Raw genomic sequence first — 24,390 nt, 5'->3', positions numbered from 1 at the left:
CGCGGATTGTATATGCTGGTTTATCATTGTTCGCTGTTAGACAGATACACACCTCCGTATTATCTCGTAGTATTTTTCAGAAATCAAATATGATTCCTATAGGTTTATTTCATAATTTTGCGTAAGTCCTGTGAGTAATAAGTAAAGGCAGAAAACCTCGATTCTTAAAAAGGAGAATTGCGAGGGTTCAATGCGCGTAGTGTGTATTATGTGCGATTACGGGCATTGAGCGCCTAATTTTAATATCAAGATTGCCTTGGCAATTAATTCAAGGAGCTTAATTTTTCATTATCTGCAAATATCAAGCCCACATTCCGCAGCATTCCAACTGTAACTCTTGAGTAGGACTGTTGTTTAGCTTGACTTGGTGGGAGCAACGCTGTGGGTATTAGCTGTTTCCTTAGTGTGGTCGGGGAAGCACTACCTGCTACCTAGATTGAACTTTCAAAACAGGAAAAAAACTATGAAACCCAGTCTTAAAGACAACGATAATTTGCTGTTCAGATGGTTTTGCCAAGGACTTAAGTATTTTCTGCTAGCGCTGCTAGGCGTTGCAGTGGCCTTTGTTGTGTCTCAGACTTTTAGGGCTGACATGATAGTTGGGATACTTTTATCCGAAATTCTCTGGATATGGGTTGCAAGGATAGCAATTTCCTTAGTCTGTCTATTTGCGATCGCCATGATTATTGAGTCTTGGAGTTAACAGTTGAAATAGCAGACATGAGAGCCATAACAGTTCTCAATTGTATATAATACAGACTACTCGTAGGGGTACAAGTAATGTTGTACCCTGCATTCAAACCAAAACTGCTATATCTGTGAAGGCGGTAAAAAATATCTGTTTTTTACAGATAGCCTACCAACGGTGAGTTGCAGACTAGAATTTACTTCTAAAATAGAAGAATGCTGTCAACTCCTACTCAACTACTGCGCCTGTCTCAAGGACAACTCAACTTACTAGAAGCTTGTCCGCGTAAATTCCAACATACCTATCTAGAAAAACTCAATTCGCCCTCAAATCCAGAACAAGAAGAACGGCAAACTTTAGGTAGTCGTTTTCACTTGCTAATGCAGCAGCGAGAAATGGGTTTGCCAATTGATAGTTTCCTGCAAGCAGATGCTAAACTGCAAAGCTGGATGCTAGCTTTTGCCGATGCAGCCCCAGAAATTTTAACGTCTGCATCTGATAATCAAACTTTCCGTGAGAGTGAACACTACCGCACTCTGCAAGTTCAAGATTATTTGCTAACGGTTGTCTATGATTTATTGATTGCAGATAACCAACAAGCGCAAATTCTCGACTGGAAAACTTATCCGAAACCACCCAATAAACGCAAGTTAGAATCCAACTGGCAAACACGGCTTTATCTGTATGTATTGGCAGAAACTAGCGACTATTTACCAGAAAATATTTCCATGACTTACTGGTTTGTCCAATCTGAGGGGAAGCCGCAAAATATTAAATTTAATTACAATACTGTTCAACATAATCAAATAGCAAACAAACTTAATCAGCTATTAAGTCAGTTAACGCGTTGGTTAGAAGATTACCAAAATAACCAGCAGTTTCCTCAAGTAGTGGAGGGTAGCAAAACCTGTGATTATTGTCAGTTTGCCAAACGATGCGATGCCTACGGCGGTAAACCACGCACACAAACTACTGAAGAAGCAGTGAAAGACTCATTGCCAAATTTTGACAACATTCAAGAAGTCTCACTCAACCCCATATATTAGAGGATGTTTGTCAAGTCCAATAGGGCTATAAAATTACAATTTCTAAATTTATGTCAAGCTTTGACGAAACTGAAGCGATTTATGTGCGCGAATTAGGAATTGATGACATTGCTCCTATTTACCACTTGGGAGAAGGGTTATTTACCAGCGATTTATATCCTTATTTATACCGCACCTGGGACGAATGGGAGGTAATTGGACTTTACAACACCGATCCAGAATACTGTCTTGTGGCCGAAACAAACGGAGAATTAGCAGGATTCATTTTGGGAACCATCATCACCAAAGCATCCTGGACTTATGGTTACATTTTATGGCTAGGAGTTAGCCCGAAGTTCCAGCGTCGGGGAGTTGCAGATAAGTTGGTTGATAAAGTGGTCGCCCGAATGATTGAAGATGGAGCGCGATTCATGCTGGTAGACACAGATCCAACCAATACTTCAGCATTAAAGTTTTTTAACCGTAAAGGTTTTGGTAATATCCGCCAGCATATTTTCTTGTCGATGAATCTAAGCAAGCATGAATATTATGGCAGATTGATTGATTACGAACATCAAAAAGCTGAAAGAGCAGGTTACAAGCGATCCCGTCCAGCAATTCGCGCTCGTAAATCCGATAGCGTCGCTAATGAAGTAATCCTCAATCCACTAGTGAACGAATCTCAAACAACCGAGGATCAATCTCCGATTTAACAATGCCAGAACAACAGCAGTGGACTATAGCAGCAACCGAACACCCCCCAGAGTGGTTTATCCAAGCGGTGAAACAGCATACACCCGCATCAAGTGGACTGTATGCAGCACAATTGTTGTGGCAACGGGGAATTAAGGATCATCAACAATTAACAGCTTTTATTAACCATAAAGCTTATCAACCAGCGAGTCCGTTTGAGTTTGGGCAAGAAATGCACTTAGCGATCGCACGGTTGCAACAAGCATATAATACCAAAGAAAAAATTGCCATCTGGGGAGACTTTGATGCTGATGGTATTACCGCCACATCTGTACTTTGGGATGGATTAGGGCAATTTTTCAAACAAAATACTCAGTTAATTTACTACATTCCCAATCGCCTGAAAGAATCACACGGACTTAATAATCAAGAGATTGATAACCTAGCAAAACAAGGTTGTAAATTAATTGTTACTTGCGACACAGGCAGCACAAACATTGAAGAAATTATCTATGCTAAACAACTAGGTATAGATGTAATAGTTACAGACCATCACACCTTACCCGCCGAACGCCCACCCGTTGCAGCAATTATCAATCCCCGCTATTTGCCAAGGAAACATCAGCTGTTTAATCTTTCTGGTGTAGCGGTTGCTTATAAATTAGTTGAAGCATTATATCAAAGTCTGCCGAATATTGCAAAACATCCGTTAGAGGATTTATTAGATTTAGTAGCAGTAGGATTAATTGCCGACTTAGTGCAGTTAAGCGGAGATTGTCGCTATTTGGCACAGGTGGGAATTCAACGACTGCAAGCAGATTTTCAACAGCCAGCAGCAGCGCGTCGCCGTCCAGGGGTGGGGCGATTATTAGAATTGTGCCAAAAAAATGGCGATCGCCCCACAGATATTTCCTTTGGTTTGGGGCCAAGAATTAACGCCGTCAGCCGCATCCAAGGCGATGCAAGTTTTTGCGTTGAATTATTAACTAGCCGGGATACCAAACGTTGTAACGAACTAGCCGAAGTTACAGAACTCGCAAACACCCGCCGCAAATCTTTGCAAAAAGATGTGCAAGCGCAAGTAGCACAGAAACTTACTCAATTAGACTTATCAACCACCAGCGTCATTGTCCTAGAAGATGCCCAATGGCCTGCGGGTGTATTAGGCTTAGTTGCTGGACAGGTAGCACAAGAAACAGGTCGCCCGACTATTTTGTTAAGTACGGAAAGAGATGGGGGAGATAAGGGAGATGAGGGAGAAAATCTTACTTCCTCATCCCCCTCATCCCCTCCCCTCGCCCGTGGTTCCGCCCGTTCGGTGAATTCTGTCGATTTATACCAACTGGTGAAAGACCAAGCACATCTGTTACATCGCTTTGGGGGACATCCCTTTGCAGCAGGTTTGAGTTTGTTGGTGGAGAATATTCCTTTATTTACAGCAGCGATTAATCAGCAGTTACGGCAATCTTTAGGTAGTACAACTCTAACGCCAACCGTGCAAGCAGACTTGACGGTAACAGTAGCAGACTTAGGGAAAGAGTTATTTTTAGAACTGAAACTGCTAGAACCTTGTGGAATGGGTAATCCTGTTCCGAAATTGCTAATTCAAAATTGCTGGTTTGAAAATGCTTGGCATCGCAATCAGCAGGATTGGCAAGGGAAAAAGGTACAGTACATTAAAACCGAGTTTGACATTCGAGATGATTCCGGCAGAAGTGCCTTTCCTGGTATATGGTGGGGACACTACAAAGATGAATTGCCCCTAGGAAGGTGTGATTGCATAGCAGAATTGGATTACAACACCTTCAAAAAACGTTATGAAATCAGATTAATTGCCGTGCGTCCAAGTGTTAACTCAGCACTAAGCACTCAGCATTCACCACTCATCTTAGACTTGCGAAATCAAGAACACTCAGAAAAGGCTACGACCTGCTACGCTAACGCAAGTCAAGACAGGCTCAACGCCCCACTAACAGCATTGATTCTTGAAGATTGTCCCACGAATTGGGATAATTTACGCGTGTGGTTGCGGCGATCGCTTTACAATCAGCAACAATTAGCGCTCGCTTGGTCTAAACCCAACCACCAATCTCCCAATCAAATTTGGCTAACTCTTGTTGGAATTGCCAAATATCTTAGCCGCACTAATCAACCAGTTACCCGCGTCCAACTTTTAGAGAAAATCGGCATTAGTGACCAAACCTTACTTGTAGGCATCAAAGCTTTAAAATCTTTCGGGTTCACAGTCAAACGAGAAGATAATTATTTACAAATTACCTGGCATCCAAGCGATAGTGCAGAAAACGTTGCCGATGCAGCAGTGGCAAGATTTTTAGCTGCTGTCCGAGAAGAACAATTTCAGCAACAGTATTTTGCCGAAGTGCCTTTATCTACTATTGTTGCGATCGCAAGCTATGATAACTTGGTTTAAAAAATGTCATTACCGAAGAAAGGCAGAGGGCAGAAGGCAGAAGGCAGGAGGAAGAAAATATATTTTTTTGCCCTCAGCAATCAAGGGTTTAAAGCCCCTAAATTTATTTATGGGGATTACCTCCAGCAAGAACTGCCTTGTCTACGACACGCTGCGCGAACGTCCTCCTGCCTCCTTAAATAGAAATTGCTGGGTTTGATATATTCTTAGCGGCTAGTGTTCAACATCGGTTAATATGACTAATCGCGCTCTAGCTGAAGTCTTAAAATTTACAAGAAAGGCAGAGGGCAGGAGGCAGGAGGCAGAAGGCTAAGAGTTTAATAAAAACTAAAGTTTCAGGGTCTAAAGCCCAGTTTAAAAAAAGAATTGTATCGAGACGCGTAGCGCAAGATACAAAGCGTCCTTGTTTCTTCAATCCCATGTTTTTAAACGTGGGTTCCTCCTGCCTCCTGCCTTGTCTACGACACGCTGCGCGAACGACCTTCTGCCTCCTGAAAGTAATACTTAATGTTTAAGTTGTAATTATGCTAACCAGTGTTGACCGTTTATTATTTGTCCGGCGAGTCCCAATTTTTAAGGAATTGCGGGATGATTTTATTGTGCGGCTCACTTCAGTAATGAATGAATTGTCATTTCCGGCTAATTACACCATCTTTCGTCAGGGAGAAGAAGGGCGATCGCTCTATATTGTTGTGTCAGGAAAAGTTAAGGTTCACATCGGCAATAAACAACTTGCAGAGGTGGAACAGGGAAAATACTTTGGTGAGATGGCAGTATTTGATACTCAACCTCGTTCCGCTAGCGCAACGACTTTGGAACCTTGCGAATTTTTAGAACTGACGCAAGAGCAACTTTATGATGCGATCGAAGAAACTCCTGAAATTGCGGTGAATATCATTCGTGAGTTATCCCGTCTGATTCGGAAGTTGAATGATGATATGAATGTGACTTCTTTGCGGAGTTAATAATCCAGTCAATCTTGAACAGTCGAAATTCAGAAGGCAGAAGGCAGAAGGGAACCCACGTTTTTAAACGTGGGATTGAAATAAGGACACCTTGTGTCTTGTGGCACTTTCCGCGACGCTCCATGACTCGCTCTAAGCGAAGCATCCCGTAAAGCCTGCGGCATGGCTACGCTTAGGGCGCAGCCTCTCGTAGAGAAGGGTATACGCTGCGCTATCGACACAAATCTTTTTATACTAGTGGGCAATAACCCACAACTAAAGTTTTTATTAGTACTTCTTTCCTTCTGCCCTCTGCCCTCTGCCTTTCTTTGTAAAGCCCATTACATTTGCATGGAGCGATAAACCAAAGGTAGGGGTGAATCCAAGTTTTCCTGATTTGCCTGCTTTGTAACTGTAGTAATTAGGTGATGGTGTGATGACAGATGACAGACAGGATCAGTCGCAGCAGCATTGTTCGTTAGAAGTAACGCTTGACAACGGCAACCACCAAAATCAAGATGGCGGCGATCGCAACTTTGGCAAGGTTCAGGCATCCATTCTGTCCCCCGGAAGCGATTAAAAGCAGATGATTCAAACCAAATCCAATCTAGTGAATGGTTACGAACGTTAGCAAATTCTAGTTCTGGAATTGAACTGGCGGCTTGGCAAGGTAACACATCGCCATTGGGAGCGATCACTAAAGCTCGATGACCCCAGCCACCCATACATGGTTTGGGATAATCTTCATAATAGTCTGGAAGCACATATAAGATGCCCATTGGGCAGATATTGCGCTTTCTAGCTAATGCCACTGCGGCATCTGCTCGTTCTAACTGCTGGCGGGTGGGTAGTAAAACAGTACGGTTGTGATATGCCCAGCCATAATACTGAGTGTTCGCTAATTCAACTCGGTCTGCTTTTAAAACCTCACACAGCTCTAAAATCTCATCAATCCTGTCTAGGTTTTGCCGATGCAGAACAAAATTAAGTGTCAACGGAAAACCCAAAGCTTTTACTAATCTTGCTGCCTCTAGTTTTTGCTTAAAAGAGGGAGTTCCAGCAATATAGTCTGACTCAGCAGCACGACTATCTTGGATACTAATTTGTACGTGATCGAGTCCGGCATCACGCAGCTGTGTAGCTCGTTCTGGAGTTAACAGTGTAGCGGCAGTAATCAAAGTAGTATATAGTTCGGCTTTGGCTGCTGCTGCCACAAGTAATTCTATATCTTTTCGTAGCAGTGGTTCGCCGCCGGTCAAGCCAAGCTGCAACACACCCAAGTCCGAGGCTTGCTGAATCACTCGCAACCAATCCTCGGTGGAAAGCTCTTGACGATACTCGTTATCGCCATAATTAAGCGGGTTGGAGCAGTACGGACAACGCAGTGGGCAGCGATATGTTAATTCTGCTATTAAGCTTAAAGGTCTATCAATTGTCATAAAATTAAAATTTAATAAAAATAATAAACGACTGCCCGAATTTAATAAACGGCTGCCCGAATTCAATAAACGACTGCCCGAATTCAATAAACGACTGCCCGAATTCGATGAACATACCTTTGACATTTGGGCTTCTGCCTTAACTTGACATTAATGGCAAGACGCTTACCCCACAAGAGATAGTTGGATATTTTTTTATTTGTCAGTTCCTAAACTAACTTCTGCCTCCTGGCTGTTGCCTTCTACAATTAATAGTCCTCGTTGACTAATTCGAGAGAGCAGATGGCGCACGTCCTCTAGCATATTTTCGCCTTCGTACTCTTTCTCCAACTCCACTGCGATCGCATTCAGAGTTCGCTCACCGTTACAAAGTGCTAGAATTGCTGCTGCTGTGGAGTTTAATTTTAGTGCCCCTTCTGGAACCAGGAGCCAATGCTGTTTTCTCAGGTTATCCCAGCGTAAACGCACACCACGAACTAGGCGCGGTTGGGCATGATTTTCTATAGTACTCATTTAATTCGTAATGACGCTCGTTCCTCTCTACGAGACGCTGCGCGAACGCTACCGCTACGCTAACGTAATTCGTAATTAGCAAAATCAGAACCCAATGCTGATGCCCCTATTTATTTTATCAAAACAATCGGGTCTAAAACCGAACTTCGTCCCGCTACGCTAACGCCTTTGAAGGCGAAAAGTTTTGTCACGGGGTTAAAACCCTGTGATAAAACGTAATTGCGTTAGCGCAGCGTTAGCGACGTAGGAGCGTCATTGCGAATTGCGAATTGCGAATTGGTTTATTCTCTATGCCCTTCTTGAGGTCTAGTATCGCCCTGTTCAATCGCCTCTAACTGGCTCCACAATAAATTGCACTTGAATACTAAAGCCTGTACTGCTTTCTCTTGAGAATCACGAGTCCGACAGTGTTTGAGGACTTGCTTTAGGGCATATTGAGCATCTCTTGGTGCTTGGTGAAGACGGGCCCGGAAGTAGTCAAATCCAGCAGGATCGATCCACGGGTAATGCTGTTCTAATGCAACTAAGCGGACTCGAATTGCATCTGGGCCAAACAGTTCAGTCAGTGATGCAGCCACTGCTTCAATCCAGGGTCGAGTGCGACAAAAGTTAACGTAGGCATCCACTGCATATTGAACTCCTGGCAGTACGTGCTGGTCTTCTAAGAGTTCTTGACGAGACAATCCTACAGCTTTACCGAGTTTTAACCATGCCTCAATACCACCTTCGCCCTCACCTTGACCGTCATGATCAATGATGCGTTGAATCCATTCCCGCCGCACTTCTAAATCAGGGCAGTTTGACAAGATAGCAGCATCTTTAAGGGGAATACTTTTTTGATAGTAAAATCTATTTGCTACCCAGCGCCTTACTTCTGTTGGCGTTAAATCACCACTGTTCATTCTTGTATGAAATGGATGCAGATGATGATAGCGGCGATGTTGCGATCGCAATACCGCCTCTAGTTCTGTCTGAGTCCACGGGAGAGGTTCTTTAACTAATTCCAACACGCTTTTTTTTGCACCTCGAAATTACGGTGTTGCAGAACAGGGGGATGAATTTAGGTAGGCAGGGGGGGCAGGGGAAGCAGGGGAGCAGGGGGAGAATTTTATCAGTTGCTAAATCATCCCTTAATTTCAGCAACGCCAAAATTACAATTCGATGGTCAGACCATCGTAACCAACTTCTATTCCTGCGGCTTCAACAATTTTGCGCTCCTCTGAATCAGGTAAAAGAATTGGGTTAGTGTTGTTGATGTGAACCAGAATTTTACGAGGACGGCTCAGATTAGCAAGGCTTTTTAAACTAGTGTTAAGGGGTAAGTGTCCCATATCTCGGGCTTGCAACTTGGATATTCCTAAAGCCAACAACTCATCATTTTCCCAGCAAGTGCCATCTACTAAAATGCAGTCACTAGACTCAAACCGCTCTAAGATTTTTTCGTCAAGTTCAGCTAAACCGGGAGCATAAGTAGCAACTTTGCCAGTTGTGCGATCGCGAAATGTCAAACCTATAACCCAAATTCCATCTAAATTTGTCTGGTGGCGCATATATTTTGGTGGTTTGGCTGCTAATGGAAATACTTCCACTTCCAAACCATCTGCTCCATTCAACCCCAAGTTTATAGGTACATGAGGTTCAAGTACAGACCATTCCACACCACAATAGCTTGCTAACGTAGATAGCAGGGGATAACCCTCTGTCAGAGCCTTACGTACTGTTTCTGTACCGTAGACGCGCAGCTTTTCTGTAGATTCTCTAAGGATAATGAGGCCAGTGGTATGGTCAATCTCTGCATCAGTTAACAAGACACCTGCGATCGGGCTTGACCGAATTGTAGACGGTTGTCCTTCCCGCAATTTCTCCAACTGCGGACGTACATCTGGAGAGGCATTGACCAAAAACCAGGGCTGATTGTTTTTCCTCACTGCAATTGATGACTGGTTCAGCCAATTTACACCTACACAATTTGTGCGGACTGCTTGGCAATTGGGACAGTTACAATTCCATTGGGGAAAACCACCACCTGCGGCAGTACCAAGAATTTTTAGGAACATAAAAACAGAAAGCAGGTAGAGGTTTTAATTCAGCAATTAAACTTAGTATCTACAATTATTGCTCATTGAGAATGTATGTGGTAATTTCCATACACAAGTCAAGTTCATCAAAATCTGGTTTTTCCCAATCAATTGCTGACTTAATATTTGGAGGATGAAATGAGCTTCTAGCAGAGACATCCTCACTTAATTTTGAGCTATTGCTTTCTTGTTGCATAGAGTGATTGTTTGTTTCCCGAATCATTATTGGCTCCTATTGAAATCAATGTTCACTTTTTTATTTGGCCTGCAATTAATTCTGGTAATTTTAATTACTATTTGTCTTATTTGCTGGCTCAAAATATCTTTGCTTTAGGCTAAACTGTGCTAGACAAGAAATATACAGTATTTTTACTGTTCTTTTCTTATTTTTCATTATACGTAACACCCGGATTTCTCACAAGCTTTGCGTAGCTTGCCGCCGTAGGCATCGCTCTTACCGAACCTTTATCAGCCAGCGAAGATTTTGCCAGACAGACTACTCAGCAAATCCTCTACGGGCTGACGATCATCAATATTACCGGAAGTTAGAATCACATTGAAGAGTTGACCAAATTCATTGACGACAAGATGCAACTTGAAACCAAAAAACCAATCCACGGAAATTTTGCCACGATTGGCTAAACCTTTGAACACAAGGGTGGCGCGAAATTCGTCGATTATAGCAGACTTTCAAGCACGTTGAATCGATAAAACCGATACCCGTACAAGTTCCAAAATAATGCTTCAGATACACGCATAAAGGTATCAATGTTGATGGTATCCACTCTATAAATCTTTGATAACTGGGAAACGCATCACTCCAATATTGTTTCACTTGATTCAAATAATGTTTGCGACACATCAATTATTTGTAAGGGCACAACAATGTTGTGCCCCTACCCATCTGTCGCATTATCCCGAACTCAGGTTTTGATAGTTTTTAATTCACCCTACTGGGTTCTAGGCATATTTAAATCTACGTTTCTATAGACGCTAATTTCCGACATTTTTTAAGAAACTGTTGGGGAATTTCTCTACTTTCTCCCCAGTGTAAATGAACATAAGAAGCATGAACATTTGCAGGTAAACCCCATCCTTCACATCCCATATTTTCGTCGCAATCGTAGCGAGAAGTTTCAAATAGGGGCTGAGTGGGAGTTAAGGTTAAATGGGAACGATGAAACTCATGTCCATAAACAGTTGTACCTGCCTTCACTAACAAATTATCTTGCAAAGCTACTGCACGACGATAGCCCAAAGTTAAACGCCCACCCATTACAGCAGATGTCGGTAAAACTCCTGCCATCGACCAAGATTTACCCTCAAAATTGATGATTTGCTCACATAAATACATCAATCCTCCGCATTCGGCAACTGTCGGCATTCCTCTAAGAATTGCTGTTTTCACTGCATCACGAACGCTGGTATTTTCTGCTAGTTGCTGGGCAAAAACTTCCGGGAAACCACCGCCAAAATACATTCCCTGCACATCTTTTGGTATTGCAGCATCTTCTAAAGGACTCCAGAAAACCAGTTCTGCGCCAAGTTGTTGCAGCAAATCGAGATTGTCTTGGTAGTAAAAATTAAAAGCGCGATCGCGGGCTATTGCAATCCTAACTGGGAATGAGGTGGATAAAGAGGATGGGACAAAGGTGGGAAGTGGTTTTGATTTTAATAAAGGTAATAAGTGTTGCCAATCGAAACAGGTATCTCCTAAATCAGCGAGGCGATTAATTAAAGCATTGAGTTCGGGAAGTTCTGCTGTAGGTACTAAACCCAAATGGCGATCGGGAATTGTGATGTTATCTTGACGGCGCAGTACGCCGAGAATCGGTAATTGCAAGGGTTGTAGAGAATCTTTTAGTAGAGAGAGATGGCGATCGCTCCCTACGCGATTTAATACTACCCCAGCTATTTTAATTCGGGGATCAAAAGATTGATAGCCGTGAGCGATCGCAGCGACAGAACCAGATAAACGACTACAATCAATCACCAACACCACAGGTAAATCTAAAAGCCGTGCGATGTGTGCTGTACTCGCAAAGTCTGTTGATTTTTGCTTTTCTTGCCCATGCCCAATTCCATCAAATAACCCCATCACCCCTTCTACTAGGGCATATTCGCTCAGTTGACTATGACGGGCAAAACATTGCTGAACGTAGGCTTCGGAAGTCAACACTGGGTCTAAATTGCGACAAGGACGACCAGTTACGTGTTGATGAAACATCGGATCAATGTAGTCTGGGCCTACCTTGAAAGATTGCACCAGGCGATCGCGACGACGTAAAGATGCTAAAAGGGTGAGCGTAACTGTTGTCTTGCCCACCCCACTACGTTCTCCAGCAATGATTACAGACATGGATAATTGTTAATTGGTTAAACTAAATAGTCGACTATCTTAGTAAGATTAAATTAAATCAAAGTCAAACAAAAATATTTATTTTATGAAAATCATTGCTTTTATGCTAATCAGTAATGATTTTTCTATCAAGACGTTCAGCCAGCCATAATTTAATAATAGAATCAGATGTCACTCCTAAACGCTTGGCTTCATGTTCTAAGGCTTCAATCATCCAAAGGGGAAAGTTAATATTAACTCTTTTTTGCTCATAGCGTGGGCGATGTGCGTTAGATAAGTCTATAAACTCAGTAATATCTTCTCCATTATCGAACTTAGCATCAAATTCTTCAGCTTTCATAAATATTTACCTCTTCAGCACGAGAGTTTCTGTGCTTCAATAAAATCAATGCCATGTTTAGTTTTATTAGTTGCACTTTTGTTAGCATCAAATTCAAACTCCATAATTCTTTTTAAGAAAGATACAAAATATTTTAATCAACAATCTTCACTATTTTATAAATTAAATTTTCCTTGCCATTCACTTTAGTAATTAAAAAAATTCCCCCCTTCCCGCATCGGGAAGGGGGTAAGAGGGTTAGGACTGAATTAATTCGCCGATTTGAAAATATTCGCTGTCACTCCGAGGCTTTCTTCAAAAAGTGACTCGCGGCCCCAGCGTTGCACCTGCTGACTCAGCAAAGCTTCTGCCTTTTGTTCCGAAAGTGAAGTCACCTGTTGAAACAGACCGGCAGATTGAGCGCCACCGTGGGTTTCCATCCGCATACAACCACCAGTTTCTGAGCAGATAACTGTACCACAGTCTGCCTGGGAATTTGTCGAGCTGAGGCGCAGGGCAATCAAATCACCAACAATATCGCCTACATCAGCAACTGGAACTCCTGCTAACTCTGCTTCTACTTGTCGCTGCTCTTGAGCAATAAAACGGATGCGAGTGATGTCGTAATCACCGCTTTCCTTTTCATAAAAAACTGGCTGCCATTGCAACCGACTTGCCAGCCAACCCAAAAACAGCAAAGCTTGGGCAGGGTTGCCTTTTTCGTAATCAATCGTAACGCGGTCAATTTCTTTGAGGGCGGCGCGACGCTTAGGTGAGTCGTAAGCCTCAGCTGTCAATTCCTGCCATGATGCGAGGCGACGCCAGTTTAAGTCAGCTAAAGGCACACCCGTTTCTACCAACTCTTGTAGGTGTAGTAAATCACTTTCTGGCTCGTTAAAGTTGCAAGAATCTACAATAACATTATTGCAGATTGCTGCTAGGCGCTTAAATAGACTGTTGTTAGGGTCTGGTGTTGCCTTCCACCAGAGAAACTTCGGCAAGCCGCCAATCAACAATGCCGGAATCATACCACCGATGCGTTCTAAAGCAGCAGCAGTACCACTGAGAGTGATGTATTCGCAGCAAATAAGTGTGCTTGAAGATTGCTTTTGGATGGGGCAGTAGGCAGAAACTTGAGCTTTAACCCCTTCATCTTCACCAGCAATGGGAAATAGCGCAATGATGCGGCAGGGGTTGCGGAGAGCGATTTCATCGGCAATTCTGGGGCTACCGCTACTTAACCCAGCAGCAGGATGTTCTCCTCCAGAACCACCTCGCTGACCTTTAGCGAATTCTTCTCGTAATACAGTCAGAGTTTCTGGTGTTGCTGTTCCAGTTTCTGGGAGTTTATATTTCTTTTGCACTTCCCGCAATGCTGCCACCATCTGTGGCCCCAAAATCCCATCAATTGGGCCGTTGTAAAATCCCAAAGCAGCCAACAAATACTGAGTTTCTTCTGGTTCGTAGACCACTAAAGTAAATGTCGTTGCCCTAGTAGCACTAGGAAGTCCACCGTCCTCGCCAGTAATGCCGTAACTTTGCCAAATTTGATTGAGTTCGGCATCTATTTCGTTAAGCGAAATATCTTTCGGTGCCTGGAGTGAAAAAATTGTAGAAGCTTGGAGAACCATAGTAGTTTTGAGTTGTCATTTGTCATTTGTCATTTGTCATTCGTCATTTGTCATTCGTTATTTGTTTTTACTAGTGACTAATGACTAATGACTAATATTTAGAGTCTGCGCCAGCGACGGCCATCCTGGTTAATTAAGAGTTCTGCTTCTGCTGGTTCCCAAGTACCGGCTTCGTACTGAGGAATAGTAGTAGGATCGGCGGGTGCATCCCAAACGGAAAGGGCTGGTGTTACTACCTGCCAAGCTGCTTCTACTTCATCCGCCCGTGTAAATAATGTTTGATCACCCATCATACAATCAAGGAATAGGCGATCGTAGGCATCGGATGTTGCTTGGATGCCAAAGGAACCATAACTAAAGTCCATGTCAACGGAACGGGTGCGGAATTCTGCCCCCGGCATTTTGACATCAAAACGCAGGGAAATCCCTTCATTTGGCTGAATCCGCATCGTCAAAATATTGGCGTTTGTCTGTTGGGCAGCCGATTGGAACATCCGAGATGGAACTTCGCGGAAGTGAATGGCAATCTCACTCACTTTTTTCGGCATCCGCTTTCCAGTCCGCAAGTAGAATGGAACACCTTTCCAGCGCCAGTTATCCACCAAAAACTTCATCGCTACATAGGTGGGTGTGCTGGAGTTGGGGTCAACGCCTGGTTCTGTTCGATACCCTGGCACTGCTTGACCCTTCATCCAGCCAGCACTGTATTGACCACGGACTGCTGACCGCGACAGATTGTGAACATCAGCTAAACGAGTAGCTTGGAGTACCTTCACTTTTTCTGTACGAATGCTATCGGCATCCATTGCGTTGGGTGCTTCCATCGCCGTTAGACAGTAAAGTTGCATGAGGTGATTTTGCAACATATCCCGCAGTGCGCCGGCACTTTCATAGTAGCCAGCCCGGTCTTCCACTCCCACGGTTTCTGCCACGGTAATTTGTACGTGGTCAACAAATTGACGATTCCACAAGGGTTCAAAAATTGCATTGGCAAAGCGAAACACCAGCAAATTCTGGACTGTTTCTTTACCTAAGTAGTGGTCAATGCGGTATACTTGGTTTTCTTTGCAATATTTCTGCACCACTTGGTTAAGACTTTGGGCAGAAGCCAAGTCCCGACCAAAGGGTTTTTCAACTACTAGACGATGTTTGTAGGGATCTTCTAGCATCCCGCCGCTTCCTAGCTGCTTAATCGCTTCGGGAAAGAATGAGGGGGCTACTGAGAGGTAGAACATGCGATTACCTCGCGTGCCCCGTTTTTCGTCTAATTCACTCAATAAGGTTTTTAGTTTCTGGTAGCTTTCGGGGTTGTCTATATCACCAGGACTGTAGAACAGACCTTGAGAGAAGTCTTGCCAAAGTTCCCCTAAATCGACATCAGGATGTGCCTCTTCCATGCCCTTCTGCATTTGTTCACGGAAGTATTCATGGCTCCATTCTCGTCGTGCTACGCCGACAATAGTAGTTTCTGGCGGTATACGCCGTTCTCGCCGCAATTTGTAAAGTGCTGGCACTAGTTTGCGCCAGGTGAGATCACCAGAAGCGCCAAAGATAACTATAATCTGGGGTTCGGGCATCCCTTGTTGTTGCAGACCAACGCGCAAGGGATTTTCTAGCAGACTAACCATAGGAATTTTGGATTTTGGATTAGGGGTTTTGGATTAGGTATGGGGAATGGAGAATTGAGCATGGGGCATGGGGGATTGGGCATGGGGGATTGGGCATGGGGAATTGGCTATTCCCCTTGTCTTCCTCATCTCCCTCACTCCCTACTCCCCACTGCCCACTCCCCACTCCCCAGCCCTTACACTGGTGACAATACCTTGATCTTCTCTTCTAAAGAGTTCATCAAGGACTGGAAGGGCTGAATGAACTTGTCAATACCTTCATCTAACAGTTCATCCATTACGGCATTAAGATCAACGTTGATGTCGGGATCTTTGAGGTTTTCGATCAGCGTGTAAGCATTATCTACATCTGTTTCTAAGCGATCGCTTACGTTACAATGATCGGCACAAGCTTTAATGGTCGCTGGGGGTACGGTGTTAACGGTATCTCGCCCAATCAACTCTTCGATATACATCACGTCGTTGTAGTGGGGGTCTTTGGTGCTAGTACTAGCCCAAAGTAGCCGTTGTACTGTAGCCCCTTTTTCTGTTAAGGCTTTCCAGCGATCGCTCTCAATAATTTTCTTGTATTCTTGGTACGCAATCTTGGCGTTAGCGATCGCTACTTTCCCTTTAACAGCTCTTAGCTTTGCTTCCACAGAAATATCATCAACGCCTTTTTTCAACTTAGCATCAATTTTGCCGTCAACGTTGCTATCAATCCGACTGAGGAAGAAGCTAGCGACTGAAGCAATTTTACTGATGTCCTTGCCCTCAGCCAGCCGTTTTTCTAAGCCACGAATATAAGCCCAAGCTGTGTTTACGTAGCTTTCTACAGAAAACAGCAACGTGATATTAACATTCATCCCTTCGGCTATTACCTGCTCTACTGCTGGTAAACCAGGTTTTGTACCGGGAATTTTAATCATCAGATTTTCTCGACCAATCTCTTGGAAATAGCGCCGGGCTTCGGTTATTGTTGCTTCAGTATCATGGGCGATAGTTGGTGGGACTTCAATACTCACATAACCATCTAGTCTATTCGAGGCTTCATAAACAGGGCGTAAAATATCACAGGCATAACGGATATCTGCAAAAACTAGCGATTCGTAAATTTTGTCTGTGGGTAAGTTAGCGCGAACTGCGGCTTCAATATCGGCATCATAAATTACATTACCTGCGATCGCTTTTTCAAAGATAGCAGGGTTAGAGGTAATACCAGAGATACCTTGGTTTTCAACCATGTCTTTGAGTTCGCCTGATTGAATAATGTCACGGCTCAAGTTATCCATCCAGATACTTTGACCGTATTGGTTAATTTCTAGTAAATGATTGGTAGACATAGCTCTAATTTGTTTCACTCCTGTATAGTTATGTTTCTAAGTAAATTGGCAAAACGCATCAAATATTGATGGTTACTTTTGAATTGTGGCGTTGCCAACCACTTATCGCATCGGCCAGCTGAGATAATCTTTAATACATCTTCAAGAACTGCTATTTTGCATTGCCAATCCTAAATCACCATGATTAACTTTTAATTAATGCCAAATGCTAGACGCATCCTTGATCCTCTTGTTACCGTCTTCTAGTGCAGCAGGGCAAAAAGTAACTATCAATTGAAAAAGTTTAAAAAGCTTTATTTACAAGCTTTGTTTTCTTTTAAACCGTGCCTTTTTACACTAGTGTCCGTTTTGAATAAAAGACTCCACCTTCGCTACATCTTCTTTGCTACCAATAATTAAAGGTGTGCGCTGATGTAGTTTTTTCGGTACTACATCCAATATATCCATTAGTCCTGTAGTCGCACGGCCACCTGCTTGCTCAATCAAAAAGGCTAGAGGAGCGGTTTCATAAAGTAAGCGCAATTTCCCTTCTGGGTTTTGAATTGTGCCTGGGTAGAGAAATACGCCACCTTGAACTAAAATTCTGTGGATGTCGCTCACCATTGCGCCGCTATAACGAGCGCTGTAGCCTTCTGTGCGGTGAACGTAGCGGATGTATTCTCGAATCGATTCTTCCCACTGCCAGAAGTTCCCCTCGTTCACGCTGTAAACAGAGCCGTGGTTAGGAATCCGAATATTTTCTTCTGTGAGAATAAATTCTCCTAAGCTAGGATCAAGCACAAAAGAATGAACGCCCTTACCTATACTATAAACCAGCATCGTGCAGGGACCATACAGGATGTATCCAGCAGCAAGCTGCTTACGTCCGTTGGTCAGGAGGTCAGTTGCCTTACCATCGCTATCAGTTCCTTCTTGTTGGCGAATAGCAAAAATAGAACCTAAGCTGAGATTATTATCAGTGTTAGATGAGCCATCAATTGGGTCATACAGCAGGGTATAGCGACCAATGGGGCAATTTTCCGGGATATAGTAGGGTTTTTCCATTTCCTCAGAAGCTAGACGACAGACTAAGCCGCTTTGCTTAAAAACTGAGATAAATACATCATTGGCATAAACATCCATCTTTTTGACGGATTCTCCTTGGACATTAACTTCCCCAGTAAACCCGAGAACGCCTTCCATTAAACCAGCGCGGCTCATGCGGCGAGCAACTAGTTTGCCTGCAAGGGCGATGCGATTCATCAGCGCACTTAAATCTTGTGCATCTGGCGAAAAACTCTGAAGTTGCTGTAAGACGTGACGCGATAAGGTTGTACAATCACGATCTAAGGATTTGTCTGTAGCATCGTAGGTAGATAAATCTAAAGAATCTGGCGCTTTAGCCATTTTTACGTTCTCCGCAGCCACTAGCTGTTAGTTGGGTTTTAGTTGTGTATGGCAACTTATAGTTGCTGCTTCTATCTTAGAAAGGTAATTTGATAACTTAGATGCGACTTTAGATAAACTAAAGAAATGAATTTTCAGTGGCTCCTGCACTCAGAGCGCAGATACGTAGTTTACTTCGACTTGTGTGTACACCGTAGAGGGGAGACGAAGGGTAGCTTTGGCTCTTTGGGGTTCTTGTGGTTTAGTAAGTAATCAAGCGGACATAAAATCAGTTGTGACGGGAGTTACTTCCGACTTAACGGGAGCCGCTTCCGACTTAACGGGAGCCACTTCCAACTTAACGGGAACCACTCCAGAGTTAACGGGAGTCACTTCCGACTTAACGGGAGTCACTTCCGACTTAACGGGAACCACTCCAGAGTTAACAGGAACCACTTCAGTCCTGATGTTGCCAGGACAGTTTCTGCATTTGAGGTGAGTTACAGCACTTTGCAACTAAATAGACTTGTTGGGTAATAAGCTCAAAAATCCTTGAAATCTGCTTGTGGCAAGCTTTTTATTGATTTCTGACCAAAATTATTGAAACCCAGACTCCCTAAGCCTTTCAGCGATTTTAGTCACTATTTCCCGACAACTCTAATGAGGTGCAGAACCAAGGATTCACAAATCAAATTATTCTTCCTCCTGCCTCCTGCCTCAAAACCAGTGACTTTGTACCTCATGCAAAAGAAAACTGCTGTATATGTTGCACCTGCCTATCCCGCCTGAGAATAAATTCTCTTTTCTTATAGCCCAAGTCCACTAAGCGTAGACTACAACCCTTACTTAGTCTTTAATAGATAGACTTTTTATTTCTCATTTATGCAAGAGGTATAGTGATTTACCGAAATTAAGGGCAACGAACTCACCAAGTATTATGTACAGCCTGAGCTACCTAAAGCTATGGTAAAACAGGTTTATATTTATCAATTGGGATTGAGAACTGCTTATGTTCAACTACGATCCATTAGAGTGCCTACCTTCATCAGCAGAATTGCCAGATTCTGATGACACGCCTGTGGATAACGAACTGCAAATATTAATTTCCAACTTATTGCTAGCGATATTAGCTGCTATTTGTTGTAAATATGAAAGGGTAAGGTGGCGATCGCACCTTACCCTTTTTCGTTAGGATTTATAAATTTTGTCAAAGTAAATTTTACATTAACAGTCTTTGAGTATCCGACCTTTTGGGTTTAGCTACCATAGTTACTTACAAACTTATGCACTGGAGATGCTCTGAAAACAAACAACAAATATCAATGGTACTTCAAAGCTTATTGTGGCGATCACTAAATCACATCTGAGTATTTTCATCTAAGATCATGGGTACAACGGGTGTCGCTAACAAGGAATTTGTTACAAGCTTATCCTGTTCGTTCAGCGAATCTAGGGGTTGAACAAACAGCCAGGCAGTAAGAAGAGGGATATGTATAGTCTTTTCTGAAGACCCTATTAAGCCTCCGACAATTTTTTCAGCCTCCACATCTGTGATGTCCTGCTCAACAATTGATTCAATATGGTCTAAATCCAAAATTTTTATTTTCAAGGAATGATGCATTGTAATCACCTAATTGATTATTTCTCCTTAGAGGTAAAATCACCTCTATATTAATAACCCAAGTTGCAGCATAAATTTTTCTGCCAATTGTGCCAATTCTTCACAAAAGTTTATAATTTCTACTGTCCAAACAGCACAAAAATCCCTGATTATTTCTGTCGTTAAGGGAAATTCATCAAATGACTGAAAGCTTACGCGGTTCGTGCTGGCTTTTAAGGGTAATAATTTTTTTTGCTATTAGTGGCGCATACGTCAATGGTTGGGATTGCGCCTTTGCTCAAATTACGCCTGATAGCACTTTACCCAATAATTCCAAATTTGAGCAGAATAGCGGAATTATTGAAGGAGGGACTCAAGCTGGAAGTAATCTTTTCCACAGTTTTTAGCAGTTTTCTGTACCCGGTGGCAGTCAGGCTTACTTCAACAACGCTCTAGATATTCAAAATATCATCAGCCGCGTCACGGGTGGTTCTGCTTCTATAATTAACGGTTCCATTAAAGCCAATGGCTCTGCTAACTTGTTTTTTCTCAATCCCAATGGAATTATTTTTGGGACTAATGCCCAATTGGACATCAAGGGTTCTTTCATCGCAACTACAGCAAACCGCCTCAAATTTGCAGATGGCGCTCTGTTTAGCGCGTTTCCTCCCCAAACCACACCTCTGCTAACAGTAAGTGTTCCCATTGGTTTGCAATTTGAGGGAGCAGCAGGAGAGATTCGTGTAGAAGGATCTGACCTAAAAGTGCAACCTGATAAAACTTTAACACTCGTGGGTGGTAATGTGACGTTGCAGGGAGGTGAACGAGCAGCTTTAGAACCACGACAACCGAATTTGGCAGTTCCAGGAGGACGGGTTGAGCTAGGTAGTGTGGCTGGTGTTGCAGAAGTGAGCTTGAACCAGAAAGATAACGATTGGGTATTAGGGTACGCCTCTGTAAATAATTTTGGCGATATTCGGCTGGAAGACGGAGCGTATGTTGATGTTAGCGGTGCTGGCGGTGGTGATGTTCAGATTCAGAGCAATAATTTGGCTTTAACTCAAGGCTCATTGATTTATGCGGACACACAAGGCGCAGAGGCTAGTGGAGAGGTGCTTATCCACACAACAAAGGCGGTGACTCTCACTGAGGGTTCGCAGATTACAGCCGATGTTTTATCAGAAGCGACTGGAACCGGGGGAGATGTAACGATTGAAACTGGACAGTTGAATATTCAGGGGGATCAGTCAAGGATAAGAGCTGGCACGAATTTGTTGAGCAAGGGACGGGGGGGAGAGCTTACCGTTCGCGCCTCGGAGTTTGTGGAACTAGCAGGAACAACAAGCGGCTTGTTTACTGAAACTCAAGGTACTGGAAATGCTGGAAACTTGACAATTACCACTCCAAGGTTAATTTTTAAGAATGGAGCGCGAGTATCAACTTCTACTTCAGGGGAGGGACAAGGGGGAAATTTGACTGTAAGCGCCACCGATTTGGTGGAAGTTATTGGTGTTGGTAGCGGCTTGTTCACTCTAACTTTCGGTGCTGGAAATGCTGGAAACTTAGCAATTGATACTAGACGCTTGAGTGTCCAGGATGGATCACAAGTATTAACTTCTACTCTAGGCAAGGGGCAAGGAGGAAGTTTATTTGTGGCTTCTAGCGATTTGGTGGAATTACAAGGAACAGGAATATCATCCGATGGGCAGCAAATCCCTAGTTTTTTATCTACTCAAACAACAAATGTTGGAGATGCTGGTAATTTGACGATTAAGACTAGGCAGTTAATTGTGGGAAATGGCGCACAGATAGTTACTGGTTCTTTGGGCCAAGGAAAAGGTGGAGATATAAGGGTTGATGCAACTGAAGGTGTTAATGTTTTTGGAGTTGGCACAGATGCAACGGCAAGTGGATTATTTTCACGTACCGATAAAGAGAGGCAGGGAGGAAACATCACTATTAATACCAATGCTTTCCGGGTAGCAGGCAATGGGGTTGTAGATGCCCGCACTCTAGGTGAGGGAAATGCTGGCAATATCACAGTAAATGTGAAAACTTTGGAAGCGGTTAATGGTGGACAAATCCTTGCCAATGCTTTTAAAGGCAGTAGTGGGTTTGCAGGTGATATCACGATTAATGCTACTGAGAAGGTGACTATATCTGGCAGTGCTACCTTCAAACGGTTTGTCCCAAGTAGTGGGGGTCTTGTTGAGGATGAGTCTCTTAACAGTGGCTTGTTTGTTCGCTCTCAAGGGTCAGGGAGTGCAGGCAAGCTTCAGGTACAATCTCCTTTCATTCGCTTAGAGAATCAAGGGGAAATCACTGCTGAAACCGCATCTGGTAATGGCGGTGATATTACACTCTACGACCTAGATTTATTGTTACTAAGCGGCAATAGCCAAATATCTGCTACCGCAGGCACTAATCAACAAGGTGGAAATGGCGGTAATATCACTATCGATGCTCCTAATGGCTTTATCGTCGCCAAACCAAATGAAAACAGCGACATCACCGCCAATGCCTACAATGGTAATGGGGGAATAGTTAAAATCAACGCTACTAAGATTTTTGGAATTGCACCACTAACAAGCGAAGACCTTAAAAGGTTGCGCCCTACGGATTTAGATCCGCGTCGACTTCATACAAATGATATTACAGCAATTTCCCAAACAAGACCTGATTTAAGTGGCATTGTAGATATTAATACCCTCAATGTTGATCCCTATCGAGGATTAATCAACTTACCAGTCGTGCCAGTCGATACTCAAGTCTCACAAGTCTGTCAAGCACGTACAGCACAAAATCAAAGTAGTTTTACAATCACCGGACGCGGTGGCTTACCACCCAACCCTAGAACCGAACCCCTTACTCCTGATGTAGTTCAAGTAGATTTGGTAAGTCTCAATCCAAAGAGTGAAAACCGCTTTAGTACAAGTGTTTCAACTCAGGCAAATAGCTCTAGTCCAGCAACGATTGTAGAAGCACAAGGGTGGGTGAGAAATGCTAAAGGTGAAGTTGTACTCACGGCTGATGTGCCTACAGCTTTGCCTCATAGTTCCTGGCTTACTCCTGCTTCTTGTTTCTAAATAACCAGGTTATACCGTTTCACTTTAAGAACTTACAGTTAAAAAAACATTCCATCTCCGGGGCGCAAGGTCTTGCGCCCCTATAAATCTAAAAATATTTTGGATAATTTATTTTTTGCAAGTCTTGGTGCTTTATGTTATTTGGATCAGCAGCTAGGCTTGCTACCTCGTAACCTTGGCTGGAATACAACTGTTGTAGTGGCTTCGATTAATAATATTGATAAATAAAAAATCTAGCTCCCCAGCAGAGTTTTCTACTAATGTTGGAGGCAGCCAAACTCCCCTTTTACTGTGTATAAAACGAGGGATTCGCGCTTTGATTACGAAATTGATGTTCTAGGTGCGATCGCCTTATTTTGTTTCTTAACCAATCTCATCTGCAATGCTCATTGCTGGTTAAAATTATCAGTGGAAACACTAATTTCTTCGGGAGTAAAGAACGTGGCAATTCAAGGCACCCCTGGAAACGACTATCTAACTGCGATTCAAGCAAACGAGCAAATAAACGGCGATGAAGGGGATGACACTCTAATAGGTGGGTCGGGTAAAGACTACTTAGTGGGAGGAGGTGGTAATGACATTCTCACTGGTGGTAGTGGTAGAGATACTTTTGTTTTGGATTACTCAGGTGGTGGTATTGATACAATTACAGACTTCTCATTTAATAACGATATTGTTAAAATTACTACCCCTATTATCCCTTCTACTAATGTTATAAGTAACTCCAGCTCTAAAGGTTATGAAGGCAATGACATTTTAATAGATAGATCAGGTAAAGACTACTTAATGAAAGGAGGTGGTGATGACATTCTCACTGGTGGCAAGGATAATAACACCTTTCCTTCTATTAAATCTTCTGAGAATGATATTAAAGTTACTAAGTCTAAAACTAATGCTTTGCCATCAAAAATAGTTCTGAGTGAACTTCAAACAGCAATACCTGTATCAGCAATATTTGGTAGTGGTATCAAACTTCCTAATTATTTAAGCTATGACGGAAACACTGGTGCTCTATTTTATGAGGGTCGGCAATTAGCTTGGCTACCTCCTAACCTTTACTTTCCTAACGATTTAGCATTTACGCAGTGACAGAAAAGCCAAAATAGCAGGTATGGTTTTCAAGGCTTCTAATTAGATTTTTCAATTACCTTTTTGCAATGTCTGTCTTTAACAGTGACGCTCCTGCGGATGCTTGTTCCTCTCTACAAGACTTCTGCGTAGCTTGCTTCTCTGTAGGTAGGTGTACGCTACCGTTACTACCAGAGCGAC

20 protein-coding genes and 3 pseudogenes are annotated in these 24,390 nt (G+C 43.0%); 10 read left to right on the top strand and 13 right to left on the bottom strand.

From position 1 onward, the window contains the following. Window positions 1-463 precede the first annotated feature (463 nt). The 5 genes from H6G26_RS15755 (at window position 464) to H6G26_RS15735 (ending at window position 5,802) form a co-directional block, all read left to right on the top strand. The gene (locus H6G26_RS15755) at window positions 464-703 is read left to right on the top strand and encodes a hypothetical protein (protein WP_190730144.1); all 240 of its coding nucleotides are present in this window, start codon (window positions 464-466) and stop codon (window positions 701-703) included. A gap of 200 nt (window positions 704-903) precedes the next feature. Beyond that, complete coding sequence (locus tag H6G26_RS15750; RefSeq protein ID WP_190730143.1) at window positions 904-1,734, top strand: PD-(D/E)XK nuclease family protein; 831 nt, start codon at window positions 904-906, stop codon at window positions 1,732-1,734. A 50-nt stretch (window positions 1,735-1,784) separates the two neighbouring features. Further along, a complete protein-coding gene (locus tag H6G26_RS15745; protein WP_190730142.1) occupies window positions 1,785-2,426 on the top strand; it encodes a GNAT family N-acetyltransferase in 642 nt (213 codons plus the stop codon). A gap of 2 nt (window positions 2,427-2,428) precedes the next feature. After that, window positions 2,429-4,837 carry a single-stranded-DNA-specific exonuclease RecJ gene (gene recJ / locus H6G26_RS15740; protein WP_190730141.1) on the top strand — a complete coding sequence of 803 codons (2,409 nt, stop codon included), beginning with the start codon at window positions 2,429-2,431 and terminating at the stop codon, window positions 4,835-4,837. Between the two features lie 524 nt (window positions 4,838-5,361). Continuing rightward, the gene (locus H6G26_RS15735; RefSeq protein ID WP_190730140.1) at window positions 5,362-5,802 is read left to right on the top strand and encodes a cyclic nucleotide-binding domain-containing protein; all 441 of its coding nucleotides are present in this window, start codon (window positions 5,362-5,364) and stop codon (window positions 5,800-5,802) included. A gap of 320 nt (window positions 5,803-6,122) precedes the next feature. Here H6G26_RS15735 and pqqE read toward each other — a convergent pair whose 3' ends face one another. The 12 genes and pseudogenes from pqqE to fbp form a co-directional block, all read right to left on the bottom strand. Continuing rightward, entirely contained in the window at window positions 6,123-7,220 is a 1,098-nt protein-coding gene (gene pqqE / locus H6G26_RS15730) for a pyrroloquinoline quinone biosynthesis protein PqqE (protein WP_190730139.1), read from the bottom strand. 195 nt (window positions 7,221-7,415) lie between these two features. Next, complete coding sequence (pqqD, locus tag H6G26_RS15725) at window positions 7,416-7,733, bottom strand: pyrroloquinoline quinone biosynthesis peptide chaperone PqqD (protein ID WP_190730138.1); 318 nt, start codon at window positions 7,731-7,733, stop codon at window positions 7,416-7,418. A 281-nt stretch (window positions 7,734-8,014) separates the two neighbouring features. Further along, window positions 8,015-8,743 carry a pyrroloquinoline-quinone synthase PqqC gene (gene pqqC, locus H6G26_RS15720; protein WP_190730137.1) on the bottom strand — a complete coding sequence of 243 codons (729 nt, stop codon included), beginning with the start codon at window positions 8,741-8,743 and terminating at the stop codon, window positions 8,015-8,017. Window positions 8,744-8,884: 141 nt separating this feature from the next. After that, complete coding sequence (gene pqqB / locus H6G26_RS15715) at window positions 8,885-9,790, bottom strand: pyrroloquinoline quinone biosynthesis protein PqqB (protein ID WP_190730136.1); 906 nt, start codon at window positions 9,788-9,790, stop codon at window positions 8,885-8,887. A gap of 55 nt (window positions 9,791-9,845) precedes the next feature. Beyond that, window positions 9,846-10,034, bottom strand: a complete 189-nt coding sequence (gene pqqA / locus H6G26_RS15710) for a pyrroloquinoline quinone precursor peptide PqqA (RefSeq protein WP_190730135.1) — start codon at window positions 10,032-10,034, stop codon at window positions 9,846-9,848. A gap of 302 nt (window positions 10,035-10,336) precedes the next feature. Next, window positions 10,337-10,535 (bottom strand): annotated as a pseudogene (locus tag H6G26_RS41790) (transposase); the annotation flags it as partial. 252 nt (window positions 10,536-10,787) lie between these two features. Further along, window positions 10,788-12,170, bottom strand: coding sequence for a cobyrinate a,c-diamide synthase (locus tag H6G26_RS15700; protein WP_190730134.1), 1,383 nt, complete (start codon window positions 12,168-12,170; stop codon window positions 10,788-10,790). A gap of 106 nt (window positions 12,171-12,276) precedes the next feature. Continuing rightward, window positions 12,277-12,510, bottom strand: a complete 234-nt coding sequence (locus H6G26_RS15695) for a CopG family antitoxin (protein WP_190730133.1) — start codon at window positions 12,508-12,510, stop codon at window positions 12,277-12,279. 248 nt (window positions 12,511-12,758) lie between these two features. Further along, window positions 12,759-14,120 (bottom strand): glucose-6-phosphate dehydrogenase assembly protein OpcA, encoded by a 1,362-nt coding sequence (gene opcA, locus H6G26_RS15690; protein WP_190730132.1) that lies wholly within the window; start codon window positions 14,118-14,120, stop codon window positions 12,759-12,761. A gap of 98 nt (window positions 14,121-14,218) precedes the next feature. Then, window positions 14,219-15,748 carry a glucose-6-phosphate dehydrogenase gene (zwf, locus tag H6G26_RS15685; RefSeq protein WP_190730131.1) on the bottom strand — a complete coding sequence of 510 codons (1,530 nt, stop codon included), beginning with the start codon at window positions 15,746-15,748 and terminating at the stop codon, window positions 14,219-14,221. A gap of 176 nt (window positions 15,749-15,924) precedes the next feature. Continuing rightward, entirely contained in the window at window positions 15,925-17,070 is a 1,146-nt protein-coding gene (gene tal / locus H6G26_RS15680) for a transaldolase (protein WP_190730130.1), read from the bottom strand. A 336-nt stretch (window positions 17,071-17,406) separates the two neighbouring features. Continuing rightward, on the bottom strand, window positions 17,407-18,456 hold the full coding sequence (gene fbp / locus H6G26_RS15675; RefSeq protein WP_190730129.1) for a class 1 fructose-bisphosphatase: 1,050 nt from the start codon (window positions 18,454-18,456) through the stop codon (window positions 17,407-17,409). A gap of 184 nt (window positions 18,457-18,640) precedes the next feature. Between fbp and H6G26_RS15670 the strand changes: the two genes are divergently transcribed. Then, window positions 18,641-18,934 carry a hypothetical protein gene (locus H6G26_RS15670; protein ID WP_190730128.1) on the top strand — a complete coding sequence of 98 codons (294 nt, stop codon included), beginning with the start codon at window positions 18,641-18,643 and terminating at the stop codon, window positions 18,932-18,934. Between the two features lie 510 nt (window positions 18,935-19,444). Beyond that, a pseudogene (locus tag H6G26_RS15665) lies at window positions 19,445-19,567 on the top strand (Uma2 family endonuclease); the annotation flags it as partial. A gap of 225 nt (window positions 19,568-19,792) precedes the next feature. Here the strand turns inward: H6G26_RS15665 and H6G26_RS15660 are convergent. Next, complete coding sequence (locus H6G26_RS15660; protein ID WP_190730127.1) at window positions 19,793-20,056, bottom strand: hypothetical protein; 264 nt, start codon at window positions 20,054-20,056, stop codon at window positions 19,793-19,795. 179 nt (window positions 20,057-20,235) lie between these two features. Between H6G26_RS15660 and H6G26_RS15655 the strand changes: the two genes are divergently transcribed. The 3 genes and pseudogenes from H6G26_RS15655 (at window position 20,236) to H6G26_RS44270 (ending at window position 24,210) form a co-directional block, all read left to right on the top strand. Continuing rightward, entirely contained in the window at window positions 20,236-20,442 is a 207-nt protein-coding gene (locus tag H6G26_RS15655; RefSeq protein ID WP_190730126.1) for a hypothetical protein, read from the top strand. 12 nt (window positions 20,443-20,454) lie between these two features. Then, a pseudogene (locus H6G26_RS15650) lies at window positions 20,455-23,121 on the top strand (S-layer family protein); the annotation flags it as partial. Between the two features lie 291 nt (window positions 23,122-23,412). Further along, on the top strand, window positions 23,413-24,210 hold the full coding sequence (locus H6G26_RS44270; RefSeq protein WP_190730125.1) for a calcium-binding protein: 798 nt from the start codon (window positions 23,413-23,415) through the stop codon (window positions 24,208-24,210). The last annotated feature ends 180 nt before the right edge of the window (window positions 24,211-24,390 follow it).

The sequence above is a fragment of the Nostoc sp. FACHB-888 genome, from assembly GCF_014696655.1.
Taxonomy (GTDB): domain Bacteria; phylum Cyanobacteriota; class Cyanobacteriia; order Cyanobacteriales; family Nostocaceae; genus Nostoc.
This window is presented reverse-complemented; position numbering and strand designations above follow the sequence as displayed.